General features: G+C 58.7%; 10 protein-coding genes, 1 rRNA gene and 1 pseudogene. 6 read left to right on the top strand and 6 right to left on the bottom strand.

All coding sequences use genetic code 11. From position 1 onward, the window contains the following. Positions 1–225 precede the first annotated feature (225 nt). Positions 226–405: a PA1571 family protein gene (locus GIW69_RS16205; RefSeq protein WP_236483771.1), complete on the top strand. Its 180-nt coding sequence runs from the start codon at positions 226–228 to the stop codon at positions 403–405. Between the two features lie 117 nt (positions 406–522). Here the strand turns inward: GIW69_RS16205 and pdxB are convergent, their stop codons facing one another. Then, on the bottom strand, positions 523–1,665 hold the full coding sequence (gene pdxB / locus GIW69_RS16200; protein ID WP_236483769.1) for a 4-phosphoerythronate dehydrogenase PdxB: 1,143 nt from the start codon (positions 1,663–1,665) through the stop codon (positions 523–525). Positions 1,666–1,913: 248 nt separating this feature from the next. Between pdxB and GIW69_RS16195 the strand changes: the two genes are divergently transcribed. Next, on the top strand, positions 1,914–3,323 hold the full coding sequence (locus GIW69_RS16195; protein ID WP_236483767.1) for an MATE family efflux transporter: 1,410 nt from the start codon (positions 1,914–1,916) through the stop codon (positions 3,321–3,323). A 132-nt stretch (positions 3,324–3,455) separates the two neighbouring features. On the opposite strand, the gene tusA is transcribed toward GIW69_RS16195, so the two are convergent. Continuing rightward, the gene (gene tusA, locus GIW69_RS16190) at positions 3,456–3,707 is read right to left on the bottom strand and encodes a sulfurtransferase TusA (protein WP_236483765.1); all 252 of its coding nucleotides are present in this window, start codon (positions 3,705–3,707) and stop codon (positions 3,456–3,458) included. 68 nt (positions 3,708–3,775) lie between these two features. Next, entirely contained in the window at positions 3,776–4,849 is a 1,074-nt protein-coding gene (rlmM, locus tag GIW69_RS16185) for a 23S rRNA (cytidine(2498)-2'-O)-methyltransferase RlmM (protein WP_236483763.1), read from the bottom strand. 220 nt (positions 4,850–5,069) lie between these two features. On the opposite strand from rlmM, the gene acnA reads away from it, so the two are divergent. Then, positions 5,070–7,811, top strand: coding sequence for an aconitate hydratase AcnA (acnA, locus tag GIW69_RS16180; RefSeq protein WP_236483762.1), 2,742 nt, complete (start codon positions 5,070–5,072; stop codon positions 7,809–7,811). A gap of 295 nt (positions 7,812–8,106) precedes the next feature. Here acnA and GIW69_RS16175 read toward each other — a convergent pair whose 3' ends face one another. Then, entirely contained in the window at positions 8,107–8,595 is a 489-nt protein-coding gene (locus GIW69_RS16175) for an SRPBCC family protein (protein WP_236483760.1), read from the bottom strand. 197 nt (positions 8,596–8,792) lie between these two features. On the opposite strand from GIW69_RS16175, the gene GIW69_RS16170 reads away from it, so the two are divergent. The 3 genes and pseudogenes from GIW69_RS16170 to GIW69_RS16160 all read left to right on the top strand — a co-directional run. Continuing rightward, positions 8,793–9,713: an ADP-ribosylglycohydrolase family protein gene (locus tag GIW69_RS16170; RefSeq protein ID WP_236483758.1), complete on the top strand. Its 921-nt coding sequence runs from the start codon at positions 8,793–8,795 to the stop codon at positions 9,711–9,713. Between the two features lie 54 nt (positions 9,714–9,767). Continuing rightward, positions 9,768–10,172 (top strand): lysozyme inhibitor LprI family protein, encoded by a 405-nt coding sequence (locus tag GIW69_RS16165; RefSeq protein ID WP_236483879.1) that lies wholly within the window; start codon positions 9,768–9,770, stop codon positions 10,170–10,172. Positions 10,173–10,245: 73 nt separating this feature from the next. Beyond that, positions 10,246–10,389: pseudogene (locus GIW69_RS16160) on the top strand (LysR family transcriptional regulator); the annotation flags it as partial. A 9-nt stretch (positions 10,390–10,398) separates the two neighbouring features. On the opposite strand, the gene mrdA reads toward GIW69_RS16160, so the two are convergent. Beyond that, on the bottom strand, positions 10,399–12,291 hold the full coding sequence (mrdA, locus tag GIW69_RS16155; RefSeq protein ID WP_236483756.1) for a penicillin-binding protein 2: 1,893 nt from the start codon (positions 12,289–12,291) through the stop codon (positions 10,399–10,401). A 214-nt stretch (positions 12,292–12,505) separates the two neighbouring features. Continuing rightward, positions 12,506–12,581 (bottom strand): 5S ribosomal RNA (rrf, locus tag GIW69_RS26405); the annotation flags it as partial.

Raw genomic sequence — 12,581 nt, 5'->3', positions numbered from 1 at the left:
GCCTACAGGTTCAACGAACGTGGAACTCTGTAAATCACAATGAGTCAGGTTAATTATGTCCGGCAAGACTAGCCGCTAGACACTATCGGTCTAACGTTCGGGTTGAGGCAAACGGTCATTTCTGTTTGAGTGGAGATGCCGTTCCGGACAGACCGCAGGGAGATGTCATCGCCCGGTCACCTGGCGGTTTTAATCTAGGCACACAACCTGATGAGGAGACAGGCCATGTCCTTGCAACACAGCAGCGAAGACAGAATTGAAGTGATCCGCACCCAGCCCGGCCAGCCTCTGGGTTGCTCGATGATCGATAAGGACGGGCGTGAAGTACCGATCACTGAAGACATGATTCAGGACGCTTGCCGCGAACTGGAACAGCGATTGGTCAAGCCTGCCGAACAAGAGTGATATAGCCAACGTCTTCCTGACCCGGCCTGGTGGCCGGGTTTTTTCTGTCTGTCGGATTTGTGATCGACGATTCGTAATTCGTGATTCATAAACCGTGTGGAGCTGCCGAAGGTTGCGTTACAGGACCGTGGCGCCTAATGCGATGACGATCTGGCGCAGCGCTGGCGAATCGCCTTCGATTCGCACCTGCAAACTATCGATCTCCCGTCGCGACGGATATTGCTTGCGCAACACATCGAACGCAGCGCGCTGTTCGGCGGGGCTGCCGATGAGGCTGCGACGAAAATCCGCGTCGTCCCGGCGCGGGTCGTATACACCGCGACACAACATTGCCAGCGCCCAGGCCGGATCGGCATCAGCGTGCAGGGTCACGTGCGACAACCAGGGCGCCGGCAGTAACTCGTTCAATTGCACGGATTGCGCCTGGCCAATGAAAGCGCAATACGCCTGATAGATTTGCGCCGTGCCGCGCTGCTTGCCGTCCAGGCTGTAACCGGCGATGTGCGGCGTGGCCAGCACGCACAGGTCGGCGAGGGCTTCATCGACGGCAGGCTCGGCCTCCCAGACATCGAGCACCGCCTGCAGGTCTTCGCGTTGCAGCAGCACTTCAAGTAATGCGGCGTTGTCCACCACCGGGCCACGGGCGGCATTGATCAGCCAGGTGCCCGGCCTGAGTTGTTGCAGGCGTTGTTCGTCGAATAAATGCCAGGTCGCGCCCTCGCCTTCGCGGGTCAATGGCGTGTGCAGACTGATCACGTCGCATTGCTCGACGATCTGCTCCAGGCTGACATAGTCCCCCCCTTCAACAACCTGACGCGGCGGGTCGCAGACCAGGACGTTCCAGCCCAATCCTTGCAATACCCTGATTAGCCGTCCGCCAACCTCGCCGGCGCCGACCACGCCATAGGTGCGCCGGGTCAGATCAACGCCTTCGAGTTCAGCGAGGGCCAACAGACTGCCGAGCACATAATCGACCACGCCCCGGGCGTTGCAACCCGGCGCGCTCGACCAGGTAATGCCGGCCTCGGCGAAATACTCCAGATCCAGGTGATCGGTACCGATGGTGCAAGTACCGACGAAGCGAACGTTGCTGCCTTCCAGCAGCGCACGATTGACGTGGGTCACCGAACGTACCAGCAGGACATCGGCCTGTTCGACGGTGGCGCGATCAATAGTGCGCCCCGACACTCGGCGGATCTCGCCGAAACCGGCAAAAAAGTCATCGAGCAGGGGAATGTTCTCGTCGGCAACAATCAGCATGGCAGGAGGCTCCTTTGGCGGGCAGGCAGTTTAACTGAGCTGCCGAAGGCTGCGATCTTTTGATTTTGCATTTGTAGATCAAGATCAAAAGATCGCAGCCTTCGGCAGCTCCATGGGGACGTGTAAATCCGCCTAGCCGCGCAGCACGAAAACGCTTACAAATCGCTAACAGAGGATTTTTCCTGACCGATGCGTCAGCGGCGTAGAATTCCCCGCTTTGCGCATTAACCTTCGTGGACGCTTTGCCTGTGAATTCCGTAACTGACCGCCCTTCTGCCATTTCCCTCACCCGCCCCGCGCGGATTCGCCTGGAGCTCAAAAACCTGCTCGCCCTGGCGCTGCCGATCATCATCGCGCAACTGGCGACCACTGCCATGGGCTTCGTCGATGCAGTGATGGCAGGGCGCGTGGGGCCAAAGGATCTTGCGGCGGTGGCGTTAGGCAATTCGATCTGGGTGCCGGTCTTCCTGCTGATGACCGGCACGTTGCTGGCGACCACACCGAAAGTCGCCCAACGTTACGGCGCCGGCAACCACGGCGAGATCGGCCCGATCGTCCGCCAAGCCTTGTGGCTGGCGCTCGTCGTGGGGTTGATCGCGACCACCATGCTGATTAGCGCCGAACCGATTCTGCATCTGATGAAAGTCGACCCGGAACTGATCGGCCCATGCATGCAATACCTGCACGGCATCGCCAGCGGTTTGCCGGCGGTGGCGTTTTATCACGTGCTGCGCTGCTTCAGCGATGGCCTCGGGCGTACACGGCCGGCGATGGTGCTGGGGCTGTGCGGTCTGGCGCTGAATATTCCGCTCAATTACATCTTTATCTATGGCCACTTCGGTGTGCCGGCCATGGGCGGCGTCGGCTGCGGCTGGGCCACGGCGATTGTGATGTGGGTGATGGCGCTGGGGCTTGCCGGTTATGAGCGCTGGGCACCGGCCTATCGTTCGAGCGAACTGTTCAACCGTTTCGACTGGCCGCAATGGGCCGTGATCAAACGCCTGCTGGCCATCGGTCTGCCGATCGGCATCGCGGTGTTTGCCGAGTCGAGCATCTTCGCCGTGATCGCGCTGCTGATCGGCAGCCTTGGCGCGACCGTTGTAGCCGGGCACCAGATTGCGCTGAATGTCAGTTCGCTGGTATTCATGATTCCTTATTCGCTGGGCATGGCCGTGACGGTGCGGGTCGGCCAGGCGCTGGGCCGTGAAGAGCCGCGTGAAGCACGCTTCGCCGCCGGTGTCGGCATGGGCACGGCGCTGGCCTACGCCTGCCTGTCAGCGAGCATGATGCTGTTGCTGCGCGAGCCCATCGCGTCGATCTACACCGCCGACCCGACGGTGATTCACATTGCGGCGATGCTGATTGTCTACTCGGCGCTGTTCCAGTTCTCCGACGCGATCCAGGTCACCGCTGCCGGCGCCCTGCGCGGGTATCAGGACACCCGGGTGACGATGATCCTGACTCTGTTTGCGTATTGGGGCATTGGTTTGCCGGTGGGTTACGCCCTCGGCCTCACCGACTGGCTCGGCGAACCGCGTGGCCCAAGCGGTTTGTGGCAGGGTTTGATTGTCGGTCTGAGTTGCGCGGCGGTGATGCTGTCGATCCGACTGACTCGCAGTGCGCGCAAGCGGATCCGGATCAGTCGTTCAATGGGCTGAGTCTTTTATTCGAGGCAAAAAAGTGCGAGCCAGTTTGCTGGCGATGGCGGCCAATCAGTCAACATTGTGTTGATCGGATTGCCTCATCGCCAGCAGGCTGGCTCGCACCGTTGTTTTTACATTGCCTGAGGCTCACGCGTCTTTTTTGCGGATCCAGTACAGATAGGTTCCGGCCTCTTCGTGCTGCCCTACCAGTTCATGGTCGAGAAACACGCAGAATTTCGGGATGTCGCGACGGGTCGAGGGATCGGTGGCGATCACCTTGAGTAGTCCGCCGGGCGCCAGGTCGCGAATATGCTGGTGCAGCATCATCACCGGTTCCGGGCAATTAAGGCCGGTGGCATCGAGGGTGCCATCGACGGGGGCATCGATCATTTCACTCATGACTCACTCCTGAAACTGGCCGGCATTGTCGCGTATTGCCGGGTGTATCGTCACCCTTACCCTGGGGATCAGCGGGACTTGGTCTTTTTGATGTCATGCCGGCGCAGATGACAAGTCACTTCCTCGCGGTCGTGGTACAGCTGTTTGCAACCGATATCGACCTTAATGCCCCGCGCCTTGAACCCGTCGGCGATGCGTTCCAGCAAACGTTTCACTTCGGCGTAACGCTGCTTCATCGGCAACTTGAGATTGACTACCGCCTCGCGGCAATGGCCTTCGCCGATCCACTCTTCAAGCATCGCGGCGTTGCGCGCCGGCTTCTCGACGATGTCGCAGACCATCCAGTCCACCGGCTGCTTCGGTTTGAAGGTGAAGCCATCGGCCATCAGGTGCTGCACCAGTCCGGTGTCCATCAGGCTTTCGGCCATCGGGCCGTTGTCGATGGCGGTCACCAGCATGCCGCGGTTGACCAGTTGCCAAGTCCAGCCGCCCGGCGCGGCGCCGAGATCGACACCAGTCATGTCGCTGTGCAAACGATCTTCCCACTGATCACGCGGAATGAAGTGGTGCCACGCCTCTTCCAGCTTCAACGTCGAACGGCTCGGCGCCTCGCGCGGGAACTTCAGACGCGGAATGCCCATTGGCCACATCGCCGAGTTACCCGCGTCGGCCATGCCCAGAAACACTTCGCGACCGCTCTTGAAGGTCAGCAGCAGACGCGGCTTGCTGTCGTCTTCGATCAACTTGCCGGCACCGGTCAGGGCCTTGCGCAACGGGCCTTCGAACTTCTTGCAGAAATTCGACAGTTCCTTGCCGTCATTGGTGTCCACGACTTCCAGCCACAGACTGCCGCACACCGGAAAATCGGCCATGTGCGCGAGGATCACGCTGATGCGGTCGGTTTCCGGCAGATCAATGAAGACACCGCGCGCCCATTGGCGCGGGAAGATCAGCTCGGCGAAGCGCTGGCCGCGCATCAGGCGTTCGGCGCCGTCTGCTTCGGTGCAGACAAATTCGGCGCACGCGGTGGCGGTTTTGGCCTTGGCGTAGCCTGACACGTTCAATTGCGCGGCAAGGTCGGAAATCTCGGAACAGACTTCGCCTTCGAAACCAGGTCGGCAATGCATAAAGAGGGTGTTCATTCTTACTCCTGGGCGCGGGGCGATCATTCGGCCCTGCGCGATGCCCAAGCCTTGCATTGAAGCAATGCCTGTCACGAAAACCGGCGCATGATAACCGAGATCGGAACCTTGGACTTGTCGATAGAGTCCAGTTATTAGCCAGCTACCTAAAACAGGGCTAGTTTGAAAGCTCTGTCCGTTCCCCAGTCCGTAGCCGTGCGGACTCAAAGGAGTGATCGCAATGCCCTCCCTCGATAGCCTGAAATCCCTCAAAACATTAGAAATCGACGCCAAGACTTACCACTACTTCAGCCTGCCCGATGCCGCCAAGCGCCTGGGTGATCTCGACAAACTGCCAATGTCGCTGAAAGTGCTGCTGGAAAACCTGCTGCGCTGGGAGGACGACAAGACCGTCACCGGCGCCGACCTCAAGGCCATTGCCGCCTGGCTCAAGGAGCGCCGCTCCGACCGCGAGATTCAATACCGCCCCGCCCGCGTGCTGATGCAAGACTTCACCGGTGTTCCCGCCGTGGTCGACCTCGCCGCCATGCGCGCGGCGATGGCCAAGGCTGGCGGCGATCCACAGCGAATCAACCCGCTGTCGCCGGTGGATCTGGTGATCGACCACTCGGTGATGGTCGATAAATTCGCCACCGCCAGCGCCTTCGAACAAAACGTCGACATTGAAATGCAGCGCAACGGCGAGCGCTACGCTTTCCTGCGTTGGGGCCAAAGCGCCTTCGACAATTTCAGCGTGGTGCCGCCGGGCACCGGGATCTGTCATCAGGTCAACCTCGAATACCTTGGGCGTACCGTGTGGACCAAAGATGAAGACGGCCGCACGTATGCGTTTCCCGACACGTTGGTCGGTACCGATTCTCACACCACCATGATCAACGGCCTCGGCGTGCTCGGCTGGGGCGTCGGCGGTATCGAGGCGGAAGCAGCGATGCTCGGGCAACCGGTGTCGATGCTGATTCCTGAAGTGATCGGCTTCAAACTCACCGGCAAACTCAAGGAAGGCATCACCGCCACCGATCTGGTGCTGACCGTGACGCAGATGCTGCGCAAGAAAGGCGTGGTCGGCAAATTCGTCGAGTTTTACGGTGACGGCCTCGCCGACCTGCCCTTGGCCGACCGCGCGACCATTGCCAATATGGCCCCGGAATACGGCGCCACCTGCGGCTTCTTTCCGGTCGATGAAGTGACCCTCGAATACTTGCGCTTGTCCGGCCGGCCGCCGGAAGTGGTGAAACTGGTCGAGGCTTACACCAAGGCTCAGGGTTTGTGGCGCCTGCCCGGCCAGGAACCGGTGTTCACCGACAGCCTGGCGCTGGACATGGGCAGCGTCGAAGCCAGTCTTGCCGGGCCGAAACGTCCGCAGGATCGCGTGTCGCTGCCGAATGTACCGCAAGCGTTTACTGACTTTGTCGATCTGCAATTCAAACCCACGAGCAAAGAAGAAGGTCGTCTCGAAAGCGAGGGCGGCGGTGGCGTGGCAGTGGGCAATGCCGATCTGGTGGGCGAAGCGGATTATGAATCCGAGGGCCGCACCTATCGTCTGAAAAACGGCGCGGTGGTCATCGCCGCGATCACTTCGTGCACCAACACCTCGAACCCGAGCGTAATGATGGCCGCCGGGTTACTGGCGAAAAAAGCCGTGGAAAAAGGCCTGACCCGCAAACCCTGGGTCAAGAGTTCACTGGCACCGGGTTCAAAAGTGGTTACCGATTACTACAAGGCTGCCGGGCTGACGAAATACCTCGATCAACTGGGTTTCTCGCTGGTGGGCTACGGCTGCACCACTTGCATCGGCAACTCCGGGCCTTTGCCGGAACCGATTGAAAAAGCCGTGACCAAGGCGGATCTGACCGTGGCGTCGGTGCTATCGGGCAACCGCAACTTTGAAGGCCGCGTGCATCCGCTGGTTAAAACCAACTGGCTAGCCTCGCCGCCATTGGTGGTCGCCTATGCGCTGGCGGGCACCGTGCGCACCGACATCAGCAGCGAGCCCTTGGGCGAGGATCAGAACGGCAACCCGGTGTATCTGCGCGACATCTGGCCGACCAGCCAGGAAATTGCCGACGCGGTGAACAAGGTCAACACGTCGATGTTCCACAAGGAATACGCCGAAGTCTTCGCGGGCGACGAACAATGGCAAGCCATCGAGGTGCCGCAAGCGGCAACCTATGTGTGGCAAGCGGACTCGACGTACATCCAGCATCCGCCGTTTTTCGATGACATTGGCGGGCCATTGCCAGTGATCAAAGATGTAGAGGGCGCTCGTGTGTTGGCGCTACTCGGCGATTCGGTGACCACCGACCACATCTCCCCCGCCGGCAACATCAAGGTTGAAAGCCCCGCCGGACGCTACTTGCGCGAGCAAGGCGTGGAACCCCGTGACTTCAACTCCTACGGCTCACGGCGGGGCAATCATGAAGTGATGATGCGCGGCACCTTCGCCAACATCCGCATTCGCAACGAAATGCTTGGCGGCGAGGAAGGCGGCAACACGATCTACATTCCAACCGGCGAGAAATTGGCGATTTATGACGCGGCCATGCGTTATCAAGCGTCTGGCACGCCGCTGGTGGTGATTGCGGGCCAGGAATACGGCACCGGATCAAGTCGCGACTGGGCGGCCAAGGGTACTAATCTGCTGGGGGTGAAAGCGGTGATTGCCGAAAGCTTCGAGCGTATCCACCGATCCAACCTGGTGGGCATGGGCGTGCTGCCGTTGCAGTTCAAGCTCGATCAGAACCGCAAGAGCCTCAACCTCACCGGCAAGGAAACCCTGGATATCCATGGCCTCACCGACGTAGAGCTGACGCCACGGATGAACCTGAAACTGGTCATCACCCGCGAGAATAACAAGCAGGAGACGATCGAAGTGCTATGCAGGATCGATACGCTGAACGAGGTCGAGTACTTCAAGGCCGGCGGGATCCTGCATTACGTCCTGCGACAGCTGATCGCGTCCTAAATGCTACCCCGTGTGTAGGAGCGGCCGCAGGCTGCTCCTACACACGGGCCACTTCCTGCAGGCGAAAAAAAACCCGCCGAAGCGGGTTTTCCCAAGACCATTACGACTCCCTGTCGGTCGCCATCCTTGCTTGGTCGATCATCCGTGATCCTGAAGCACTCCCTGTGCTTCAGTTGATGTGGCTAGATTACGCTTGGGATCCAATCGGCAATAGTCGACATAGCTACCATCGCGTGTAAGACATTCGCCATTCGCGCCCTTCCGAAAACCCTTATACGTGTCAGGCATTGACCATTCACTCCTGCTCGCGCTCCCGCGCCTTGGCGCTTTCGACAAGGAAATGCTCAAGCCTGCCGAGTTGCTCTTCCCAACCCCGGCTGTCCATGTAATACGCCTCTTTCTGGCGAATATCAGGAATATGCGCAAAACCGGACTCGGACACCTTGAGCAGGGTTTCGCCGTTAAAGTCTTCCAGCTCGAACTTGACCAGCGTGGTCGGCTCCTGGGAGTAGTCGATCTTCGGGTTCACCGCGTACGGGTGCCAGCGAAACGAGAACAATTGCTGCGGCTCGACCCGTTCGACCAGCACATTCCACAACACGTGTTCATAACCGGGATACGTCACCTGCCCTTGCGTCCACTCGCCGGCAATGAAGCGTCGATCCTCCAGAGCCACGCCAAACCACTGGCCGAACGCTTCGGCATCAACCAACGCCCGCCAGACATGCGGGCGCGACGCCTTGAGCATGATCTTGCGTTCGAAACTGTTAGGTACTGGTTTCATACGACACCTCCTGTTCTGAACACTAGGCTTGTATGACCACATGTCCAATGCGAAGTTGTATCAAAGCGGCAGTCGTTGACGATTAACGGCGAAACACGCGGCCTCATTTTTCCTGTCGATACGGTCATGGCGTGCGCGAACCCACACCGTAAAACTGTTAGGGTTCAAACCGCAATCAAACGAAAAAAGGATGATTCATGCCACCCTCTCTTGCCGAACGCTATCACGGCGCCCTACTGGGCCTGGCTTGTGGTGATGCGGTCGGGACGACTCTAGAGTTCAAGCCCCGTGGATCCTTCATGCCATTGACCGACATGGTTGGCGGCGGCCCGTTCAACCTACAACCCGGTCAATGGACAGACGATACCTCGATGGCGCTGTGTCTGGCTGAAAGCCTGCTGACAAAAAACGCCTTCAACGCGGCCGATCAAATGGGCCGCTACCTCAATTGGTGGCAATGGGGGTATCTGAGTTCGACCGGACAATGCTTCGACATTGGCATGACCGTCAGCCAGGCGCTGATCCGCTACCAGCAAACCGGTGAGCCGTTCGCCGGTTCCACAGATCCGATGAGTGCAGGGAATGGCTCGTTGATGCGCCTGGCGCCCGTGATTCTTTTTTTCTTTCCCGACGAGCAGCGAATCCAACGATTCGCCGCCGACAGCTCGCGAACCACTCACGCGGCACCGGAAGCGATCCAGTGTTGTCAGCTCTTCGCCGGACTGATCGCCACCGCATTGCGTGGTGCCGAAAAAGCAGATCTGCGCCAACACCTGTCGACATCATTTTCTGAACCCAAAGTCGCCGCCATTGCTCGGGGCGATTATCTTGAAAAGCCGATTACACAGATTCGAGGCGGCGGCTATTGCATCGAATCCTTGGAAGCGGCCTTGTGGTGTTTTCATCACACCGACGATTTTGCCGGTGCAATCCTGCAAGCCGCCAACCTCGGCGATGATGCGGATACCACCGCTGCTATCGTCGGCCAACTGGCCGGTGCGCATTATGGGATCAAGGCGATTCCCAGCGAGTGGCTGGCGAAATTGCACGACGGTACAGACATCGCACAAACGGCTGAGCGGTTGTTCGAATCATCCCAGCAAAGTGAATCCCAGTAAAAAGAGCAAAACGCTACACTGATGGACGTTTTCAATGCCGACAGCGAGATCCCCATGTCCCCACGCATCCTCCTGGCCCTGACGCTACTGCTTTTCACCCCCCTCGCCCATGCCGCCGTCGATTGTGCCAACGCCAGTGACCAAGCGACGATGAATCAATGCGCAGGGGAGGATTACAAAGCGGCGGACAAGGAGCTGAACACGGTGTATCAGCAGATCACCGGGCGCTTGAAGAACAATCCCGACGGCAAAAAGTTGCTGGTCAGTGCGCAGAGGGCGTGGCTTGGTTTTCGTGATGCCGAGTGCAAGTTCTCCGCTTCGGGGGTAGCCGGCGGTAGTGTTTATCCGTTGATTTACAGCAGCTGTATGACGAGCGTGACCAAAGTGCGGGTCGAGGCGCTGAAGCGGTATTTGAAGTGTGAGGAGGGTGATATGACTTGCCCGGTGCCTGGAGCCTGATTTTCTGGAATTTATATGGCCTCATCGCTGGCAAGCCAGCGATAGCGGCGCGTCAGATCACATAAAACTCAACGAGAGCGGCTTGCTCTGGTGCCTGCCGCCTCGCGAAGGGATCGCGGATGTGGACATTCATCTGCTGTGGAACCGCGACCAGCGCATGCGCCGCGCCGAGAAGCTGTTCATCGAACGCTTGCAGGCATGTCTGACGGTTCAGTAGCTGAGCGGTCTATACGTGAGGATCGCCCGGTTCCTTGGTCGGTGCCGCGTACTCCGGTTTGAGGTGACCGTCCTGATCGAGTAGCCAGGCATCCATGATCTGACGCACTACGGGGCCGGCGACGCGACCGCCCGCCTCACCGTTTTCGATCATGACGGAAATGGCGATTTTTGGATGCTCGGCCGGAGCGAATCCCACGAACAAGGCGTTATCGCGATGGCGTTCGAGGGTTTTTTCGCGGTTATAGCGCTCGCCTTGTTTGATCGCGACCACCTGCGCGGTGCCGCTTTTGCCGGCAATGCGATACTGCGCGCCCGCTGCTGCTGCCCGGGCGATGCCGCGAGCGTCATGCATCACCATCTGCATGCCGTGATTGACTTGCTCCCAGTCACGGGGGTCTTTCAGCAGAATATTCGGCATCGGGTGCTCATCCACCGGTGCAACACCATCGACAGTCTTGGCCAGGTGAGGACGGTTCCATACACCTTTGTTGGCGATCAATGCCGTGGCCTGGGCCAATTGCAGCGGCGTGACCTGCATGTAACCCTGGCCGATGCCGAGGATCACCGTTTCACCGGGGAACCAAGCCTGGCGGCGCGTGGCGCGCTTCCAGGCCTGCGACGGCATCAGCCCTGCGGACTCTTCGAACATGTCCAGCGAAACCTTCTCACCAAGGCCGAACATCGCCATGTAGTCGTGCAAGCGATCAATGCCGAGCTTGTGGGCCAGGTCATAAAAATAGGTATCGTTGGAGCGCATGATCGCGGCGTCCATGTCGACCCAGCCATCACCGCTGTGGTTCCAGTTGCGGTACTTGTGGTCGAAGTCCGGTAGTTGGTAGTAACCGGGATCGAATACGCGGGTCTGTGGCGTCACGACGCCAGCATCGAGTCCAGCGATGGCCACTTCTGGCTTGATGGTCGAGCCAGGTGCGTAGAGTCCGCGTAATACACGGTTGAACAGCGGTCGGTCGATGGAGTCGCGTAGCGCGGAATATTGCTTGGTGCTGATGCCGGTCACAAACAGGTTCGGGTCAAAACTCGGATTGCTGACCATGGCCAATACCTCGCCCGTGGATGGATCGAGTGCCACCACAGAACCTCGGCGGTCGCCCAGGGCAGCTTCGGCAGCCTCCTGTAGTTTGACGTCGAGACTCAGCACGATGTTTTTGCCGGGAATTGGATCAGTGTGCTTAAGCACCCTCAAGACTCGGCCCTGAGCGTTTGTTTCGACTTCTTCGTAGCCTACGTGGCCGTGCAACTGCGCTTCATAGAATCGCTCGATGCCTGTCTTACCGATTGACTGGGTACCGCGGTACTCCACCGAATCGAGGGTCTTGGATTCCTTTTCATTAATACGGCCCACATAACCTATCGAATGGGCGAAGTGCGTGCCAAATGGGTAGTCACGGACAAATTGCGGCTCAACGTCCAGCCCTGGCAAGCGGAACTCATTTACAGCGAGCACGGCAATCTGTTCTTCGGTTAATTCGTAGAACAGCGTCACTGGTGTGAAGGGGTGACGTGATTGCTTCATGGCCTTGTCGAAGACAGCGCGCTCTTCACTTGGCAGATGCAAAAGGTCTATGACTTCGTCCAACTCCTGATTGACGTCGGTGGCGCGCTCGCGGGTAATCGTCAGGTTGTAGCTAGGGCGATTGTCAGCGAGCAGAACGCCGTTTCGGTCGTAGATCAGACCTCGAGTGGGGGCGATTGGCAGGACGTGAACGCGGTTGTTTTCGGAGATCGTCGAGTGATAGTCGAACTCAACCACCTGCAAAATGTACAGGCGTATCACCAGCGCACAGCTGATGGCGAAAACCAGCAATGCGCAGGCGATGAGTCTTTTGTTGACCAAGCGCGTCTCTTTTTCGTGATCCTTGATTGGTATGGGTTCAGGCATTTCTGCAGCAACTCTTTGACAAAAAGATGGGCGCCGATCCGTGGGCGTGATATCAGTCCATTAAAAAGCGAGCTGCACCATATCAAAAACCCACGGCTACTTCAGGGCGATTTCCTCAAACGGTTAGCTTGGCGATCGTCGGATAGGCGAGAGAATTTTTTTACAGACAAAACAAAACCCCATCTGCTTTCGCAAATGGGGTTTCGGAATTTAATCTTGACGATGACCTACTCTCACATGGGGAAACCCCACACTACCATCGGCGATGCATCGTTTCACTGCTGAGTTCG

Origin of the sequence: Pseudomonas syringae (assembly GCF_021605415.1) — a bacterium.
Classification (GTDB): domain Bacteria; phylum Pseudomonadota; class Gammaproteobacteria; order Pseudomonadales; family Pseudomonadaceae; genus Aquipseudomonas; species Aquipseudomonas syringae_S.
The sequence above is the reverse complement of the archived record's forward strand: the minus strand, read 5'-3'. Positions and strand labels throughout refer to the sequence as shown.

What these genes read in the sequence shown, in the direction of transcription:
- GIW69_RS16205 (WP_236483771.1), top strand. Translation starts at nt 226, where the DNA reads ATGTCCTTGCAACACAGCAGCGAAGACAGAATTGAAGTGATCCGCACC.
- pdxB (WP_236483769.1), bottom strand. Translation starts at nt 1,665, where the DNA reads ATGCTGATTGTTGCCGACGAGAACATTCCCCTGCTCGATGACTTTTTT.
- tusA (WP_236483765.1), bottom strand. Translation starts at nt 3,707, where the DNA reads ATGAGTGAAATGATCGATGCCCCCGTCGATGGCACCCTCGATGCCACC.
- rlmM (WP_236483763.1), bottom strand. Translation starts at nt 4,849, where the DNA reads ATGAACACCCTCTTTATGCATTGCCGACCTGGTTTCGAAGGCGAAGTC.
- acnA (WP_236483762.1), top strand. Translation starts at nt 5,070, where the DNA reads ATGCCCTCCCTCGATAGCCTGAAATCCCTCAAAACATTAGAAATCGAC.
- GIW69_RS16175 (WP_236483760.1), bottom strand. Translation starts at nt 8,595, where the DNA reads ATGAAACCAGTACCTAACAGTTTCGAACGCAAGATCATGCTCAAGGCG.
- GIW69_RS16170 (WP_236483758.1), top strand. Translation starts at nt 8,793, where the DNA reads ATGCCACCCTCTCTTGCCGAACGCTATCACGGCGCCCTACTGGGCCTG.
- GIW69_RS16165 (WP_236483879.1), top strand. Translation starts at nt 9,768, where the DNA reads ATGTCCCCACGCATCCTCCTGGCCCTGACGCTACTGCTTTTCACCCCC.
- mrdA (WP_236483756.1), bottom strand. Translation starts at nt 12,291, where the DNA reads ATGCCTGAACCCATACCAATCAAGGATCACGAAAAAGAGACGCGCTTG.